Here is a 17646-nt window from a genome sequence, read left to right as displayed (position 1 = left end):
TTATATTGGGGGCAAAAGGCAAGACCTGACCCCGGTTTTCTCGTTGTTTTGAAATTTCCGCAGATGGTGACTGTCTGCGCCCCCTATTAACAGACTCGCGCACCTTGTAAGAGAAGGGATGAAACTACATGACTTTTGAAGAAGACTCTTTCTTTGAGGATGAGGTCAGAAGAATAGCTAGAGCACGATGGCCACAAGCGCAATTTGATGGTTCAGCCATGATCGATGGTCGCGAGCGTGATGGTGTTTTTGAGACCGACGATGTAATCCATTACGTCGAAACAACGCGGTCTAGGCGAGAAGAGAAAGCAAAGGACGATACAAAGAAAATGTTTGGTCTAATGACTGAGCAACAACGCCAAAGGTCAATGAAGGGGTCGATTGGTTGGTTTGTTACTCAAGACGAACCAACCGCAGATCAACGAGAGGCTGTTCGTCAGTATGGAAAAGGACAGGTTAAGGCTGTTTCATTTTCACAATTTCAACAAGCATTGGTTGATGTTCCGCAATATTTTTCGAAGCGCGAAAATCATTTTTTTGGGAGTATCGCTGATCCGGTAACTGGAGAATTAAAAACAAAAATATCATACATCCCTCTTGACTTGACCTTGCTTTCGAATGGTGATCTGCTTGATGTTCATGCCATTGCCTCTGGCCTAAGTAATGGTGAGAGTTACACATTGCTCGGGGATTACGGTGCGGGCAAGAGCATGACTTTGCGCCAACTATATTTTCAGTTGCGTGACAAATATCGAAGTGGGGGGACGCCAAAGTTTCCAATTTATCTAAACCTTCGAGAGCATTCCGGGCAGGACGACCCATCTGAAGTGCTTGAAAGACACGCTAGACGATTAGGCTTTGATAAGCCCCATAGTTTAGTCAGTGCTTGGCGCGCTGGCTTTGCGTTATTAATCCTTGATGGGTTTGATGAGATTACTACTCTAGGAGTCTCAGCTGCGCGCAGCAAGCTCCGCGAAGCACGACGTCGCTCTTTGGAGGCAGTGCGAGCACTGATCGCACAAACACCGCGTGAAGCAGGATTCATAATTGCTGGAAGAGATCACTTTTTTAGCAGTCCAGACGAGCGCCTTTCAGCTCTTGGTATTCGAACGAATACCAAGACTATTGCCGTTGGTGAACTCACCAGAAAGCAGATTGCTAGCTATCTTAAGCAAATTGCTGGCAAAGAGCTTACGCTGCCACCGTGGCTACCAACTCGACCACTTCTGGTGGCATACATCGCCACCAGAGGATTACTGGACGAGCTAGGCGATGTTTTGCAGTCTATTGACTCGACTGACGGCTGGCATTTGTTGCTTGATCGTATATTTGAGCGAGAGTCAAAAATCAGCCCGAGTCTCGACGGAATTACTCTGCGTCGAATTCTCGAGAGGCTCGCAACGGTTGCTCGATCAACCAACGATGGGCTGGGGCCAATTACACAGCAACAGATTCGTGCTTCTTATATCCAAATCTGTGAGTCTGAACCGGATGAGCAAGCCAACCTTTTGCTCCAGCGATTGCCTGGCCTCGGTGTTTACAGAGATGAAGATGATTCAAGAACATTCGTAGATGTTGAATTGGCCGAAGTTTGTCGGGCTAGAGACATCACCGATTTTGTTGTTAATCCATATGGACTGCTCCAGGATGATGGATGGAAAGGGGCTATGCAGTTAGCTTCTGCGTTCTCCGGGCAGACAGCGATTACTCGGGTTAGTCGGAACTTACTTGAACAAAGAAAGCTTGCGTCCTCAAAGATTGATGCTGCATTACAAGCATCCGCAACGAATGGTGAAATCGGTGCGTTGCGTGCTGATTTAGCTGCTCTTGCAGTTGAGGCATCACATCCGCTAGCCACTGAAACGGTAGTGAGCGGTGAGATATTTGAGAACTACACACTGGTACTGCCAAGCGGCGAGACGGATCTAAGCAATCTCATTTTTCGAGATTGCTTGTTTGAGTGTATTGAAATTTCTAGTGATGCCAACTCTAGCTTTCTGCCAAAATTTCAAGGCTGTATATTCCTTCTTGTTCGCGGACGAACCTGTCGTGAAGATATGCCAAGTTCACGTTTTGACAATAGATGTAGTTATGAGAAATTTGCGGATTCGTCGGAAACCCAGTCTGCAATACTTAATTCAAATCTAAGTCGTGGAGAAAAGCTTGTTTTTACAATATTACGCAAGTTATTTATCCAAAGCCTGAGTGGGCGTGCAGAGTCAGCGCTTTATAGGGGTCTTGATCTAAATGATCGTCAACTAGTTCCAGATGCAATTCGACTTCTACAACAGCATGGCCTACTGATGCTCTACAGTCGTGGCGATGGGAATGTTTGGATTCCTGTACGTAAAGAAATTGCGCGGGCACGTCGTATTCTGAGTGCGCCTGCGACTTGTGGGGATATCTTAGTATCTGAGGCGCGGAAAATTTGCAAGTAGCCACGCGAAAAGCTTCGTAACAAAACGGGCCAGCTCGGATTAATTTCCGTCAAAACGATTCAGATGCCGAGTGTTTCTTATTTGCCATTGGCGAAAAGGCCGGGATTAGATCTTTCTTTTACCATTACCGATTACAGGGACTCGGGTTCTATTCAAGTTCTATTTTCTTATGAACGTGTGCATTGTTTCTGGTTTGAGCCTTATCGAACGCCCGTACGTTGTTAAATCGCACTTGCTACAGGGCCACTGCTCATGAAAGCTTGCTCGTCAATCCGCTCGCTGCTCCGGTTTTTACTGATCCCAGCCTGTCTGCTGCTGGCCGATCTAACGGCTGCGGCAGAACCGATGGTGTCGGTGGTGAACTATTCGTTTTCCCGCTCGGTGATGAATCTGGAACCCGTCGGCGTTCTGTCTGACCCGGCCGTGTTACAGAAGGGTAAGCGCTTGCATCTGTGGCTGAATATCCAGATCAACAAGAGCGGGCTGAAATATCTTCGCTCGCTGGGCAAACTGCCGGTGTATCTGCGCTGGGGACGCGACGGTTGGTTGACCGACCCGGCAATGGACGTGGGGATTACGCTAGGGCAGTGGCAAACCGCTCAGTCAGGGATCAAATGGAAGGCTCAGCAAGGCGGCGGCGTTTTTACCTGGCGCACGCATGCAAACAAAGCCACACCGATCAACGGGCGTTACTACGCATCGATCCTGGATGCGAACAAGAAGGTCATCACCAGCATCGATTTTCCGGCGGAATATTTTCGTCCGGAAATCACCGTCAATCGCTAACAGGGGAGTGCAAAAATGGACCAGAAAGCTGCCATCGACAAAGCCATAGCGCTGATTTCAGACGAATCCGGCATTCCTGATACGGTCAAGCAGGATCTGCTGGCAACGCTGACGCCAGTCGCCTCGCCGCTGCAGTGGGACCCATGGATTTACCGCATGGTCGTCGGCTTTCTGGGCCTGACGGTGCTATCCACCGTCATCGGTGGAATGGTGATCACGGCCACATCGGGTTCCAATGTTTCCGAGGGCATCATCGCGCTGGGCTCGGCCGCCGTTGGTGCGCTGGCAGGCCTGTTGGCACCATCGCCCAAAGGAAACCAGTAAACGCTAGCGGCGTAAGTAAAGCCCCAGCGAGGGCCGGGTCAGGTCTTGCCTTTTGCCGTAAAAGGCAAGACCTGACCCCGTCTTTCTCAACAGCGAAATTACTATCAAAATCATCATCACGAAAGGCAACCTCCATGACAAATCCAGAAAATCACCCAGGCTACAGTGGCGACTACAAACACTTTGATAACTTAATATGGCAACTTCCAGTATGGAGCACAGCAATATTCCTTCTCGCCATTACCAGCGTTGCCTATATTTCAACAGCCGATTTCAAAAGCATTGAATTGGCTGCCGAAAAATCAACGTTCGTAGGCATCGTATTGTCCGTTTGCTTCGTATTTCAGGCTGCTGTTTTTAACGCGTTGGTTAGATTCAGACATCATCAACATGGACTTGCCAGCAAAAACATCAAGGCGTTTGCAAAGTGGTGGTATAGCGGTCAGACATGGCTTCAGTTTGCGGTAATAGGTCAGACATGTGCACTATTCTATTTCGCCATTAACACGTTGAATTTTTTTGATGCGAAGTGGCCAGCTATAATTCTCGGGCTTGTATTGTTTTTTTACTCCATCGCAAATGTTAATCTTCAATTACGCAACTACCACAACACTCAAGACGAATTAAATGGACCTGGGTCGAATTGATAGCGAAGGCCGGGGGCACGAAAGCTGGGGGCAGGTCTTGCCTTTTGTCCCCTGATTTTAAATAAACCGGTCTTTTAGCTCCCAAAAAAACCGTGCCCAGCGGCCGTCTTCAGGCAGCCTTCCCGGCCAGCCATATTCCGCTTGCCTGAGCCGATAGCCATGCCTTAGACGCCCGACGAGTGCAGCTCTTCAAGGTATGGAACAGGTCTTTCCTTTTACCTTTTTTAAACTGTTCGTATCGGCAAGGCCGCCCCGCGTGTTTCCTCTCCACCCTGAATAAACTGGAAAAGTCATGAAAGAAGTCAATCTGCTGGTATTGATCGAGGTGCAGCCGGGCAAACGCGATATTCAGATCGAAGCTTTCGAGAAGCTCCGCCCTCTGGTACTCGCGGAGCCGGGCTGTATTCAATACGAACTTTTCAGCGATGCAGAGGATGAAAACAAATTCATTCTCGTCGAGCAATGGGCGTCGGAGGAGGCGCTGGCAGCACATGGCAAAACGGAGCACATGCAGGCTGCAGCGGCGAGAAATCCATCCTTCCGCGCCGGGCCGGCCCGCCTGATCAAAATGCGCCCCGTGGGAACAAGCCACTGAGTTAGTCCCTTGCCGTCATCCCGGCGGATGCCAAAGCCCAGAGATCGGCGCGGCCGCGCTGGATTCCGGCTTTCGCCGGAATGACGCCAATCGAGATGCTTGCCCTGAACTTGATGGCATTGCACGCAAGCAGCCAGCAAGGGACGCGGGGCCAGTTCCTGCATTCCGAAATTTTGTATCAGCCCACTGAAACCCCGCGCCCAGCGGACCTCTTCAGGCGTGCCGCTCCAAGAGCTAATCTAGACGGGCATCTTGTGGCACAGTGCCTGAAGAAGTCCGTCAGGTGCGGCTCTTCAGGCAAGGCCAGGCGGCGGAATGATTTGAACCTGTCGCGAATGATTACCCCGGCAGTCAGATCGCCTGAGGCTGCGCTGGCAGCGCCTGCGACGTCGAGACACGCAGGACGAGCGATGTCTATTTGATTGACGGTTTAATCGTTTCCATCAAACCGCATAAGATTCCGGGAGCTCCCCGTCCGGCGCTGGTGGCTGGTTGGAGTGGCCGGATACACATGAATCTCGCGCAGCATGAAAGCAGACTGTCAATGAAACGAATCCTGAAACGCGCCGGCCTCTCCCTTGCCGGGCTGTTGCTGCTTGCCGGGCTGGCAGCCATTACATTCAAGGGCTATCGCGAAGAGACGACACTTGAATCCGCCAGCCCCAACATCTCCAGCCAGCAGGCACAGCAGCGCGAACAACTGCTGGCGCGGCTGAAGTTTGATACGGCCGATCAGGGGGATTGCGTCGTACATGATGCGTGGCTGGAAAAGAGTTCCGCCTGGACCACACGCGCCTGGTTTGGTTTTCATTTGAAAACAGAGGAACTTCCGATGACGCTGATGTATGTCGTGCAGGAAATTCCGGCCAGTCCGCTGAGTGCCAGCAACCTGCATTTCAACGAGGAAAACCCCGTGGCGATTCTGGTGGGCTCCAGCAGCCAGCGTTTCTTTGACGGCGAGCACGCTTACTGGATGTTCGCCTCGAACACCGTTTTCCCGCCTCCGGATGTACTCAAATTCAGCTGCGGCGAGAAAGAATTCTCGGCGCAGGTCGAGTACCTGCCGGCCCCGGCAAATTGAATCGCAGATAGGCGGCCAGACTCTCTTCTTCCGCCAGGAATATCTCTGAAGCGCTCACGCACAGATGCGTTTGCGTGGGCGCCTTACCGGCCTATAATCGGCCCCTTCCGGCAGGCGCAATGTCGCCGGATTTCGAACGTAAAGGTTTGTGGATATGTTGGAGATTGTAGCGATCCGGTAACTCCCGCTGCTTCCGGGTGGTGAGTTATCGCAATGCAAAAGAATCGGTGACGGCCCGGCGGGTCGGTCGCCTGTCATGCATTTTGATTGCTGAAAGCGTTTCCAACATGAATCTTTCCAGGCCTGAGCAGAGGACGCTGCATGTCCTCGCCAAGGGTGGCCGCATCGTGCATTGCCGCGATGAATCGGGTCACATTTCTTCTGTCGATTGCTATACCCGCGACGGTTTGCTGCTCGCCGAATGCTCGCTTCCGGTCTTCCAGAAGCTGCGCGGCAAACGCCTCATCTGTTCGAAGAACGGGCAGCCCTACCAGATCAACAAGGCGGGTCTGCGTGCGGTGCGCGCGCAACTCGACAATCAATAAGCCGACGTGGGCAACGGTCATCCACTGGCCGTTGCTCCTATGCTTTGGAGAAACACAGCTATGACGATCATCGTTCTGACCATGTCGGCCTTGTTTGCGCCCGACTCCATCCACCCGGTTGCCGGCTCGCTGCCGCACACCCTGACCATGACTGACTGAGAGGAGTTTCTGCAATGGATATTCCACGGATTTTCAACATCACCGAGAGTGCTCACCGCATCCATAACCCGATCACACCCGACAAACTGGCCACGCTGGGATCTGCCCTGCGGCTGGTATCTGGCGCGCGGGTGCTCGACCTTGGCTGTGGCTCGGGTGAGATGTTGTGCACCTGGGCGCGCGATCACGGCGTCAGCGGCATCGGCGTCGACATGAGCCTGTTGTTCACCGGGCAGGCGAAGTGCCGCGCGGAAGAACTCGGGGTCGCCGACCGGCTCAGCTTCATCCACGCCGATGCGGCCGGCTATGTCGCCGATGAAAAGGTCGATGTGGCGGCCTGTGTGGGCGCGACGTGGATCGCCGGCGGTGTGGCGGGCAGCATCGCGCTGCTGGCGCGCAGCCTGCGCCCCGGCGGGACCATCCTCATCGGCGAGCCTTACTGGCGCCAGTCACCACCGAGCGAAGAGGTCGCCAGGGGATGCCTGGCCCATTCGAGCGCGGACTTTCTACTGCTGCCGGAACTGCTGGCGTCATTCCAGCGGCTGGGTTACGACGTCGTGGAAATGGTGCTGGCGGACCAGGACGGCTGGGATCGCTACGAGGCGGCGAAGTGGCTGACCATGCGCCGCTGGCTGAACGCCAACCCCGCCGACGAGATGGTCGCCGAGGTGCGCGCCCGGCTCGACTCGGAACCCGTGCGCTACGCAACGTATACGCGGGAGTACCTGGGCTGGGGCGTGTTCGCGTTGATGGCGCGCTAGCTCGTCGGAGCGCCGGGTCCGGAGAAGCCGGGGGCGGGACTTGATCTGCCAGCTCCTGCAGTCCTCCGGACTGGGTTTGGAGAGCCGCATTTGCGGCTCTCTTTTTTGTCTGCCCCCAGAGCGGCTCCCGGCGCGCCTCTACAGCCTGCCTGCCCGCTCAGTCGCGTCCGCCGGGCCTGGTTCAGACCGTGTGCCTGAAGATCGTTCATGCGCGCGGCTGGTAGCGGCGGTCGAGTGCGCAGGGCGAAATCGGCTCAAAGGCCGCCGAAGGCGGAGGGGCTGTTTTCAACAGCCTGTTGGATTCCTGCAGATCCTCAATGCTTTACTACCCTGCTCCTTTTATGCGGCAGGGCCGTTTGTGACGGTTTCAAGCAATTTGCGGGGATCGCATTCAAACCCGTTTGCGCTGAGCCATTCCCAGGCTTGTTCACGCGTGTTGAGGGTGACAACAGGGACTTCGATGCCATTGAACACTCCCTGGTTTTCAGTCACACGGGCGAGAAAACGAGCTGTGTGGATGCGGAGAATGGCGTGTGCGCCATGGCTGGTCGCCCATACCAGCAGATCGTGCGAAGCGGCGAACCCGCTCTGGGTGCCCCCCTGCCACAGGTGCAGATCCATGACATGCGCCCAGTGCCCGGGCTGGCCGGCGTCACGCCAGGCTTGCTGGATCGCAGCCGTCATGACCAGCACGCCTTCGCGGTTGAAACTGCCCTGCAGCACCGCGAAGCATGCCTGATCGCACCAGTACACCTTGCATTCACCATGAGGGGGATGGAGCATGACATTCCTCGACGGGTACGTTGAAATACACTATAGCCCCGGGAATGTGTGGCTTACCATCAGGGCTGATCCTGCGCGCCACAGAGCGCAACAGCACCACCTCAGGGAATGCGGGAGAACCGGCTTCCCGGTCACAGATTGGCGTTTGCGTCCCCGGCAGGCCCCTTGCCTTTGATGGGCTTGCCGAGCGTCCGCTGGAACCAGCTGACGACCTGTTCGATGACGGGCTTCTGGAACCAGGTGAGATCGCCATGCCCTGCACCTTCCACGAGCACGTACTCCGCTTGATTACCTCCTGCGAGCAAGCCTTTGTAGAGCTGGGCACTCTGGACGGGAGAGACATGCGTGTCCGCACTGCCATGGAAAATCAGAAATGGCGGCTTCTTGCCGGCGATGTGGCCCATGGGGCTCGCATCGAGCGCTTTCTCCGGAACGCTCTGAACCGTTGCGCCCGGAAAACGGGCAAATGCCGGACCATTCACCAGCAGCGCCTCGGTCACAGCCGGTGACTCATGGACTTTCTGGATGTTATCCGGGAGTCCGGCACCGATATTCAGCAGATTCGATATGCCATACAAGGTGACCGCCGCCTGCACGTCCGAGGACTTGTCCAGGAACACGCCCTTGTCGAAACGCCGCTCGCCATTGGTTGTACCGAGCATCTGGGCGACATAGCCACCCGCCGAATCACCCAATGCGCCGATCCGCGCCGGGTCGATGCCGTATTCATCGGCGTGTTCACGCAGGTAACGCACAGCCGCTTTGGCGTCCTCGAGCGGCGCGGGGAATTTGTCCGGCACCGTGCGGTATTCGACGGCCGCGACAACAAAACCGGCTTTTGCGAGGGCCATGCGCATTTCGATGTATTTCTCATGCTCCGCGGAGATGAAGCCGCCGCCCGGAAAATACACGATGGCAGGTTTGAGATCGGTCGTACGGGGCACGAGCAATGCCATCCGCAACTGGCGAACCGAACGCGTGCCCTTCAACTGCGAATAGATGACGCCGCTAATCGCGTCGATCTGCCCGGAGTCCTGCGTGACACGGATGACCTGCGCACCTTCGGTGTATCCAGGCAGGCTGGCGGGTTCCGCCGCATGCACCACCTGCGCGGCAAGTATCAGGCTCAGGCAAGCGACCGGTGTCGTTCGAAACATGGGAAACCCTTTCAGGAAAGAATGAGTAATGAGAGCACAGCGCCAAGCGCTGGCTGCATACCTTTACCTTCATTTTCAAACACAACGCCGACAGCGGGACACGATTGACGGCATTGATCCGGAAACAAAAAACGCCCGGAAAGCCGGGCGTTAGAGTCTGAGAGGGACGCAGCCCGATCAGTAGGTCCAGCTTTCCTGGATGCGCTTCACCGGTGCCGGATCTGGCCCGTTGCCGGGGGCGATGCCGGTCTTCTTGCTGCCGCCAGTCTTGTCGATGGCGGTCACGTCCGAGGCGCTGAGATTGCAGGTGGCGGTGTTCCACTCGGAACCGATATCACTCGATGAGCCAGAGCCCTTCTCCACGCCCTTGAAGGTATGGCACACCTCGATCTCACCATTCCAGCGCAGCAGCAGCACATTGCGCAGGGTGGCGGTGTCGCGCGGCGAGCCGTTGGAGTAGCTGCTGTTCACGCCCACGATGGTCTGGTGGTTGTGGATGCGCGAGTTCTCGATGATGACGGTGCGCGGGCCCTTGTTGCCGGTGCAGTCGCCACAGGAACGATAGAACTTGCCGCCCTTGCTCTTCCAGTTGTCTGCCACGAAACGGGTGATGTGCAGCGTGCCCTGGCCGTTGTGCTGGAAGGTCTTGTCGGTGCCGAGGAAGGCACCGCCGCAATCGACGCGCATGGTGGTACCTGGCCCACCCAGTGCGGTAGCGGCGTCTTCGCCGAGGTCTTCCCACCACACGTTGTAGACCGAGCAGTTGCCCTTGCAGTGCACGCCGTCAGCGGCCAGGTTGCCGATCACCACGTTGCGCAGCGAGGCGCCCTCTTCCAGCAGAAACACCGGCGGCTGGCCTTCTGCCTGCCCACCGTTGGAAAGCTGGAAGCGCTTGCCGCCGCCGTCATAGGTGGTGCCGGCAGGCACGACATGGGTGGCGGTGAGCGGCACGGTGCTGGCTGCGCCGACATTCACGTAGGCCGGGCAACCCGGCCAGGCCGGCAGCGTGACCGTGCTGGTGGTCGTGCCGCCCGAGGAACTGGACGAGGACGAACTGCTGGAGCTGGAAGAACTGGACGAAGAGCTGGATGAAGATGAAGAGCCGGAGCTGCTGCTCGATGAGCTGGAGGAGCTTGAAGAGCTGGACGAACCGCTGCCTCCGGAGGGAGTCGAGCATTCGTTGGTGCCGCCGGCGACCTTGGTGCCGGCGCCGAAAGTGGCTTCGCTGCAAACGAAACTGCCAGAGAGAACCTTGTAGGTGAATTTGTCAGAGCGCCCGTAAGCCACCGTGGTGTTGGCGGCGACCGTGCAGGTTTTGCCTTCGGTGCAGATCGTGGTGTAGCCGGCAGGCCGGTTAGCCGCCCACGCGCTGGAGCTCAGCCCCAGCGCAAGTGCGGCAAGCGCGATGCGTCTTGCATTCATTGATTTGTCTCCTGAATTGTTGATGTTTGACGACCCGATTCTGTGCTGCGGGCCGGTGATCTCCGCCGGGTTTCCGCCAGCGGGATGCACAGACAATACTGGTTGAGCATTTTCCGTGCGTCAAGGAACAGGAGCCGAAAGGATTGCAGGCGGGCAATACGCCCGGCCGGGCTGGATTTTCCTGGCGCAAAGGCATGCCCCGGAGAGCCGCTTGCAGCGGCACTCTTCAGGCTCACACCCCAGACAGGCCCGCCCTGCGTGATTCTCACGGCAGGCTGCCTGAAAAGGCTTGCCAGGTGCGGCTATGCAGGCCATGCCTTGCGGGGCGTTCAATCGGGCATGCCACGGAGCGCGAAATTCCTCGATACACCGCACCTCGCCTGGCGCCCGGCGCGAACTCTTCCGGGGTATGCAAAGCGCAGGCAAAATCGGGCCGAATCAACAGGCAAAGACGAATCCTACACGCAGGGATCGCAGGAAAAGTTGGCGCGGCGCTCCCCTTCTCCGCGCCAGCCCCGTAGACTGCGCGCTTTGCCGCCATCAACCGGAAAGCCATGTCCCTGCTCCAGCGCTCCCTCGCCGCCGTCTGGCATCCCTGCACGCAGATGAAACAGCACGAAACATTGCCGCTGATCGCGATCGCGCGCGGCGAAGGGCCGTGGCTCATCGCCGAGGATGGGCAGCGCTATCTCGACGCAGTCAGCTCCTGGTGGGTGAATCTCTTCGGCCACTGCAATGCGCACATCAACCAGCGCCTGCGCGAGCAGACGGAGAAGCTGGAGCACGTCATCCTCGCCGGCTTCACCCACGAGCCGGTGGTGCGCCTCTCCGAAGAGCTCTCAGCCCTCACCGGCCACGCGCTGGGCCATGCCTTCTATGCGTCTGATGGCGCCTCGGCCACCGAGATCGCGCTGAAGATGAGCGTGCATTACTGGCGCAACACGGGCCGCCTGGCCAAGACCCGCTTCGTGAGTCTGGCCGGCAGCTATCACGGCGAAACCGTGGGCGCCCTGGCCGTCACCGACATCGCGCTCTTCCGCGAAGCCTACGCGCCGCTGGTGCGCGCGGCGGCTACCGTCGCCTCGCCCGATGCGCGCGCCGCCGAGCCGGGTGAATCCGCGGCTGATGTGGCGATCCGCGCCGCCGCCGCACTGGAACATTTTCTGGCCGAGCATCACGCCGAAACCGCCGCGCTGATCGTCGAGCCGCTAGTGCAATGCGCCACCGGCATGGCCATGTACGACCCCGAATACCTGCGCCGCGCCCGCGCGCTGTGCGACCAGTACGAGGTGCATCTGATCGCCGACGAAATCGCCGTCGGCTGCGGGCGCAGCGGCAAGTTCTTCGCGATGGAGCACACAGGGGTTTGGCCGGATTTCCTGTGTCTCTCCAAAGGCATCTCCGGCGGCTACCTGCCGCTCTCGCTGGTGCTCAGCACCGACACGGTCTATCAGGCCTTCTACGCCGACGAAGTGGCGCGCGGCTTTCTGCATTCGCACTCCTACACCGGCAACGCCCTGGCCTGCACGGCGGCGCTGGCCACGCTGGAAATCTTCCGCGACGAGCGTGTACTGGAGGCCAACGCCCAGCGCGCCGCCTGGCTGGCTCGCGCTGCAGAGCCAATAGCTGCGCACCCCGCCGTGAAGCACCTTCGCCAACAAGGGATGATTCTGGCTTTCGACGTAGCGTGCCCGGAGAGTGGCTTTGCACGCGGCTTCCACGCCCATGCCCTGGCAGAAGGCCTGCTGCTGCGGCCCATCGGCAATACGGTGTACTGGATGCCGCCCTACGTGCTGGATGAGGCGCAATGCCAGTGGCTGGGCGAGCGCACGCTGGCGGCGCTGAGCAAGACGCTGGCTGGCGTGCCATGAGCGAGCAGCCTGCGCTGCGTCAGCTTCCGCAAATCAGCTCCGACGGCGCAAGCGTCACAGCGGAGGGTCTGAACTACTCCGCCGGCGAGATACTCTCCCAGCGCCACGGCGGCACCGATGTGCTCTACGGCTTCAGTGCGGCAGAAGTACTCGCCGCCTGTACGCCCCTGCCCGAGCGCCTGCTGCTGGGCTACGCGCGGCAGACCGAGGAAGACCGGCGTAAATCCGCCATCGCCGGCGCACTGGCCCATGCCTTCGTAGCTCTGCTGCCCGCCCTGCTGATCATGGCCGGGTTGCGCCATATCACCGACAACCGTCCGGTCACGCTGGCCGGCTTCATCCTCATCATGCTCGGCGTGATGGCGCGTGCCGCCTGGCGGGAATTGCGCACGCCCGGCAAGGTCTGGCAGCTCACCGAATGGCTGGATTTCAGCACCCGCACCTGGCACGCCCGCAAGGCTTTCGGGAAAGTCGCCGGGCCGCCCCAAGACTTTCCTGACCCCCACGGGGGGCGGCTTGATCCCGAAGGGGCAAGCCGGGGGCTCACGTCTCCGGATGGCAGCTTGCCCACCCGGAACGCCAGCCTACCGCTGGATCAGTTGTTGCTGGTGTGCATCGACCAGCACTGGGAACAAGGTGTGACCTACGACATCGCCCTGTGCCGGGCGAATGAATTCGAGGGGCTGGAGAAATACAGCGAAGCCCCGCGCCTGAACATGCTGCATCAGGCAGAAACGGAAGAAGAATCCCTCGCCTTCGCCCGCCAGCTTTCGGCGTTGTGGCAGATCCCCGCCCGGCGCTACGCCTTCGACGTTACCGCCCAGCGCAATCGTCTGTTCGAACTGGATGAAGGGCCACCCAACCAACGTCGCAGAAAAAAATCTGTACCCTGAATCATGCACCTGCCCCACTGGCTACACCGCCTCCTGCTCGCCTTCGGTCTGATCCTGCACGCTCTGCTCGCCGCGACCGCTCTGTTCTGGGCCACGCATCTGCGCGACCCGCATCTGTTGCCGATCCGGGCCTGGGAGGCCGCGCTGCTCGGCAGCATCGCGCTGACCGGGCTGGGCCTTTCCCTGTGGCTGGCGCGGCAGCGACGTTGGCAGGCGCTCTTCGCGCTGATCTGGGTCATCGTAATCGGGCTCACGACTTTCGCCGAGCTTGCCTTCCGGCTGGACCGGCATGCAGTACTCACGGCCGAGGGCGCGGACGCGGCAAATTTTTCTCGGCTCGGCCGCCATCTGGTGATCGGCTACGAGCGCCCGGAACAGATCCGCGAGCTGGTTCGGCGTGGTTTCGTGGCCGGAATCTTTGTGACCCGGCGCAACGTCGAAGGCAAGGACTTCGCCCAACTGCGCGCCGAGATAGCCGACCTGCAGGCGCTGAGCCGCGAGGCGGGGCTGCCGCCGCTGCTGGTGACGACCGATCAGGAAGGCGGACCGGTTTCGCGGCTCTCACCACCGCTGCCGCGCCAGCCGGCGCTGGCTCACCTGCTCGAACCGGGCGTGGCACTGGAGGAAGCCGAGCGACGCGCCGAAGCCTATGGTGCCGAACAGGGCAAGGCGCTGGCGAGCCTGGGCGTGACAGTAAATTTTTCACCGGTCGTCGATCTGAAACCGGCGCAGGCGCCGGATGCACTGGATTTCCACACCCGCATCGCCACCCGGGCGATTTCGGCCAATCCAGCCTCCGTGACGCGCGTCGCACTGGCTTACAGCCGGGGGCTGCTGGCACAGGGCGTGCGGCCAACACTGAAACATTTTCCGGGGCTAGGCAGCGTGACGGGCGACACCCACCACTTCAGTGCCAGCCTCGATCTGCCGCGCAGCGAACTGGAAGCGCGCGACTGGCGACCGTTTCGCGAGGTCCTCGCGCAGACGCCGGCGCTACTGATGGTCGGGCATGTTGTCGTGCGGGACATCGACCCGGCGCACCCCGCTACGCTGTCGCCGGCGGTGATCGGCGGCGTGATCCGCAACGGCTGGCAACACCGTGGCCCGTTGATCACTGATGACATGACCATGGGTGCGGTGTTCAACCGTGGCCTGTGCGATTCGTCGCACCGCGCACTCGCCGCCGGCATGGATTACCTGCTCGTTTCCTACGATTGGGAGCACATTTTCCCGTTGCTGCGCTGTCTGGCCGCCAGCCCTGATCAACCCGGCTGACCGGTGCCAAACCTCGTCAGCAGTCGGTCATGCCAGCGCCCGAGCAGGAGCATCGCACAGGCACTGCCGATGAGCGCCATGAACATGTCCCACTGCGTATCCCATTGGTCGCCTTGCGTGCCGAGGAATTCATCGGCGCCCTGGCCGAGCGCGACGGCGGCCCACCATTCGATCAGTTCATAGCAGGCGCTGACGGCCAGCGCGACGCACACGCAGAGGAAGGCTGCCGTGCGCCGGCCACGCACGTAGCCGCCGCGCAGCAGGATTTCGCGCGCCACCATGGCGGGCACGAAGCCCTGCATGAAGTGGCCGAGGCGGTCGTAGGGATTGCGCGCGAGCTCGAACAGATCCTGCAGCCAGAAGCCCAGCGGCACGCGGGCGTAGGTGTAGGCGCCGCCGAGGATGAGCACCAGCGCGTGCAGGGCGATCAGGACGTAGAGCAGATCGGTGAGCGGGTAGCGGCGCCAGGTCGCGGCCAGCACGCCCAGCGCGATGACGGCGGGCAGGACTTCCATGATCCAGGTAAGGCGGTCGAAGGGTGCAATGCCGGAGCCCAGCAGCGCGGCGAGCACAACCAGGGCAAGCGTCAGAGGGATGACTGGAGAGCGGCTTGTGGTGGGCATCTTGGGGCCGAGTCAGTGAAGACGCTCCAGTGTAGCGCGTGAGCGCGATGCTTGCCTGCAGAAGGCCGCCACAAGCGGCTCTGCAGGCATCGTCTGATCAGGTTTGCGGCGTCAGCACGGCAATGCGTTCGCCCACAACAATCAGTGCCCCGCTGACCGGATCGAAGCTGGCGGCGCGGAAATTGGCGAGGCTGTGACTGGGCAACGGCTGCCAGCTAAGGCCGCCATCCGGCGAACGCAGGATCGTGCCGCCCCGCCCGACGGCGATCAGACGCTGGCTGCGCGGCTCGATCAGCAGTACGCGCAGATCCTCCTGCGTACCGGCATCGATCTGCTGCCAGTGCTTGCCGCCATCACCGGAGCGCAACATGCTGCCGCCCCGTCCGCTGACCAGCAAGGCGCCAGAGACCGGATCGGCGTGCACGGCGAGCAGCGTCGCTGCCGGCGCGGGGGTTTCGATGCGTTGCCAGCGAGTGCCGCCATCCTCAGAGCGCAGGATCACTCCGCCCTCGCCGACCAGCAGCATCGCGCCGCTGCGCGCGTCCAGCCAGGCGCCGAACAGGTTGTAGTCGCCGCCCAGTTCCAGCACGCTCCAGCTGCGGCCCTGATCAGTCGAGCGCAGGATCTGCCCGCCCTTGCCAGCCAGCACGAGGCTGCCCGCCGCCGGGTTGGCCAGCCCGGTGCGCAGCAGGGTCTTGTCCAGCGGCACGCCGGTCTTGCTCCAGCTGCCACCGTTGTCTGTAGAACGGAAGACATCGCCCTTGGTCTCGAAGCTCAGCACGGCTTCGCGCCGGTCATCCAGCATCACCTGGGGAAAGGTCGCCCCTTCCTCGAAGAAGGTGTCATGCACCACCTGCCAGCTGCGCCCGCCATCGGAGCTGCGGGTCAGTGTGCCGGGCGGGCCGGCGCCGATCAGGGTCTTGCCATCCGGCGCGGTCTGCAGGCTGAGGATGTTGGCTGGCACCATGGGCTGACGCCACTCCAGCGGAATCGGCGTCCAGCTCTGCCCGCCATCCTGCGAACGCAGGGTCAGGCCAAGCGTGCCGGTGCTCAGCATGGCAGGGGCATCCGGCGCAGGAGTCACCACATTCATGTATTCGGAAAGCTGCGGGCTGAGCCTGCGCCAGTTGGCGCCCCGATCGGTCGATACGTACATCAGGCCGCCATCGCCCGCACCCAGCATCAGGCCGCGCCGCGAATCCAGCAGCACAGCGTCGAAATCCGGCTTGTCCGCGATCCGCCCCAGCGCCCAGTTGGTACCACCATCCGGCGAATGGGCGGCCATGCCCTGATGCGCGCTCAGGATCAACGTGCGGCTGGGCGGATCGTAATTGATCGCTGTCACGTAGACCTGTCGGCTGGCTTTCTCCACCTGCCAGCGCAGCCCGCCATCGGTGGAACGGAGAATGTCTCCGATGTGGGTACTCAGCAGCAGCGTCCTGTGTCGCGGGTCGTAGGCATGATCGGTAATGAAACCCTTGGAAGCTGTCTGGATCAGCGTCCAGTTGCGACCTTCGTCACTGGAGCGCAGCAGGCGCCCCAGCGCACTCAGCGCGAACAGGAAGCGCCCTTGCCGGAAAAATGCTGTCACCGGTGTATCGGTCAAAACCTTCAATGCCTGCCAGTTGCGCCCGCCATCGGTAGAGCGCAGCAGCCGGCCCTCCACGCCGCCAGCCATCACGAATTTTCCGACGGGGTCTGCATACAGGCTCAGCAACTCGTGCGTCACACCACTCGCCACAGGCTGCCAGTGCGCGCCGGAATCTGCCGAGCGCAGGATGACACCGCTGCTGCCCAGCGCCAGCCATGCGTCCTCTGCAGGCAAGGCGAGCACATCACGCAGGTCTGCGCGACTGCCCGAATCGGCCTGCGACCAGCTCCGCCCGGCATCCGTGGAACGAATGATCTGGCCCTGATCGCCTACCGCAATCAACAGGCCGCTGCGTTCGTGCACGGCCATCTTGGTCAGCGTCCGGTTCACCGGCGTTCGGGCAGCCTGCCAGCTCAGGCCATCGGCCGAGTAGCGCACCATGCCGTCAGACCCCCAAGCCAGCAGATGCTGCGAACGGGGCTCCAGCAATATGCCTTTGTAGTGTGGATTGATGACCTGGGCCGCATAGGCAATGCCCTCTGCCGAGGCTCCGGCAGATTGCGCCAGCGCCGAGCAGGCCAGCAGCACTCCCGACAGGAAAGACAGCACACGACAAACCCGAATGAATTTCACCATCGACATGAGAAAAAACCCTGAACGCATGCGCAGCAGCGCATCGTGGCACAAGCACAAAA

16 protein-coding genes are annotated in these 17646 nt (G+C 59.9%); 11 read left to right on the top strand and 5 right to left on the bottom strand.

Going from position 1 to position 17646, the window contains the following annotated elements; translation table 11 throughout:
• The first annotated feature begins 128 nt into the window (after positions 1 to 128).
• From Q9Q94_RS13510 to Q9Q94_RS13475, 8 genes are all read left to right on the top strand, one after another.
• Positions 129 to 2438, top strand: a complete 2310-nt coding sequence (locus tag Q9Q94_RS13510) for an NACHT domain-containing NTPase (protein ID WP_305980624.1) — start codon at positions 129 to 131, stop codon at positions 2436 to 2438.
• Positions 2439 to 2783: 345 nt separating this feature from the next.
• The gene (locus tag Q9Q94_RS13505) at positions 2784 to 3224 is read left to right on the top strand and encodes a hypothetical protein (RefSeq protein ID WP_305980623.1); all 441 of its coding nucleotides are present in this window, start codon (positions 2784 to 2786) and stop codon (positions 3222 to 3224) included.
• 15 nt (positions 3225 to 3239) lie between these two features.
• Complete coding sequence (locus tag Q9Q94_RS13500) at positions 3240 to 3548, top strand: hypothetical protein (RefSeq protein ID WP_305980622.1); 309 nt, start codon at positions 3240 to 3242, stop codon at positions 3546 to 3548.
• A gap of 134 nt (positions 3549 to 3682) precedes the next feature.
• The gene (locus Q9Q94_RS13495; protein ID WP_305980621.1) at positions 3683 to 4195 is read left to right on the top strand and encodes a hypothetical protein; all 513 of its coding nucleotides are present in this window, start codon (positions 3683 to 3685) and stop codon (positions 4193 to 4195) included.
• A gap of 292 nt (positions 4196 to 4487) precedes the next feature.
• Positions 4488 to 4790, top strand: coding sequence for a putative quinol monooxygenase (locus tag Q9Q94_RS13490; RefSeq protein WP_305980620.1), 303 nt, complete (start codon positions 4488 to 4490; stop codon positions 4788 to 4790).
• A 544-nt stretch (positions 4791 to 5334) separates the two neighbouring features.
• Complete coding sequence (locus Q9Q94_RS13485) at positions 5335 to 5871, top strand: hypothetical protein (RefSeq protein WP_305980619.1); 537 nt, start codon at positions 5335 to 5337, stop codon at positions 5869 to 5871.
• A 287-nt stretch (positions 5872 to 6158) separates the two neighbouring features.
• Positions 6159 to 6416: a YjhX family toxin gene (locus Q9Q94_RS13480; RefSeq protein WP_305980617.1), complete on the top strand. Its 258-nt coding sequence runs from the start codon at positions 6159 to 6161 to the stop codon at positions 6414 to 6416.
• A 173-nt stretch (positions 6417 to 6589) separates the two neighbouring features.
• The gene (locus tag Q9Q94_RS13475; RefSeq protein WP_305980616.1) at positions 6590 to 7336 is read left to right on the top strand and encodes a cyclopropane-fatty-acyl-phospholipid synthase family protein; all 747 of its coding nucleotides are present in this window, start codon (positions 6590 to 6592) and stop codon (positions 7334 to 7336) included.
• A gap of 339 nt (positions 7337 to 7675) precedes the next feature.
• Here Q9Q94_RS13475 and Q9Q94_RS13470 read toward each other — a convergent pair whose 3' ends face one another.
• From Q9Q94_RS13470 to Q9Q94_RS13460, 3 genes are all read right to left on the bottom strand, one after another.
• Positions 7676 to 8119, bottom strand: a complete 444-nt coding sequence (locus Q9Q94_RS13470) for a hypothetical protein (protein ID WP_305980614.1) — start codon at positions 8117 to 8119, stop codon at positions 7676 to 7678.
• A 131-nt stretch (positions 8120 to 8250) separates the two neighbouring features.
• Entirely contained in the window at positions 8251 to 9276 is a 1026-nt protein-coding gene (locus Q9Q94_RS13465) for an alpha/beta hydrolase (protein WP_305980613.1), read from the bottom strand.
• 177 nt (positions 9277 to 9453) lie between these two features.
• Positions 9454 to 10698, bottom strand: coding sequence for a pectate lyase (locus Q9Q94_RS13460; protein ID WP_305980611.1), 1245 nt, complete (start codon positions 10696 to 10698; stop codon positions 9454 to 9456).
• A 554-nt stretch (positions 10699 to 11252) separates the two neighbouring features.
• Here Q9Q94_RS13460 and bioA point away from each other — a divergent pair.
• Genes bioA through Q9Q94_RS13445 form a run of 3 tightly spaced genes read left to right on the top strand, consistent with a single transcriptional unit; the run spans position 11253 to position 14737 of the window.
• Complete coding sequence (gene bioA, locus Q9Q94_RS13455; protein ID WP_305980610.1) at positions 11253 to 12569, top strand: adenosylmethionine--8-amino-7-oxononanoate transaminase; 1317 nt, start codon at positions 11253 to 11255, stop codon at positions 12567 to 12569.
• Positions 12566 to 13462 carry a hypothetical protein gene (locus Q9Q94_RS13450; protein WP_305980609.1) on the top strand — a complete coding sequence of 299 codons (897 nt, stop codon included), beginning with the start codon at positions 12566 to 12568 and terminating at the stop codon, positions 13460 to 13462. Before bioA ends, Q9Q94_RS13450 begins: the two co-directional genes overlap by 4 nt.
• Before the next feature lie 3 nt (positions 13463 to 13465).
• A complete protein-coding gene (locus tag Q9Q94_RS13445; protein ID WP_305980608.1) occupies positions 13466 to 14737 on the top strand; it encodes a glycoside hydrolase family 3 N-terminal domain-containing protein in 1272 nt (423 codons plus the stop codon).
• On the opposite strand, the gene Q9Q94_RS13440 is transcribed toward Q9Q94_RS13445, so the two are convergent.
• Positions 14725 to 15360 (bottom strand): DUF2238 domain-containing protein, encoded by a 636-nt coding sequence (locus tag Q9Q94_RS13440; protein WP_305980607.1) that lies wholly within the window; start codon positions 15358 to 15360, stop codon positions 14725 to 14727. The genes Q9Q94_RS13445 and Q9Q94_RS13440 overlap by 13 nt on opposite strands.
• 97 nt (positions 15361 to 15457) lie before the next feature.
• On the bottom strand, positions 15458 to 17593 hold the full coding sequence (locus tag Q9Q94_RS13435) for a hypothetical protein (protein ID WP_305980606.1): 2136 nt from the start codon (positions 17591 to 17593) through the stop codon (positions 15458 to 15460).
• Positions 17594 to 17646 lie beyond the last annotated feature (53 nt).

The sequence above is a fragment of the Uliginosibacterium sp. 31-16 genome (genome assembly GCF_030730865.1).
In the GTDB taxonomy this organism is placed as follows: domain Bacteria; phylum Pseudomonadota; class Gammaproteobacteria; order Burkholderiales; family Rhodocyclaceae; genus Uliginosibacterium.
This window is presented reverse-complemented; position numbering and strand designations above follow the sequence as displayed.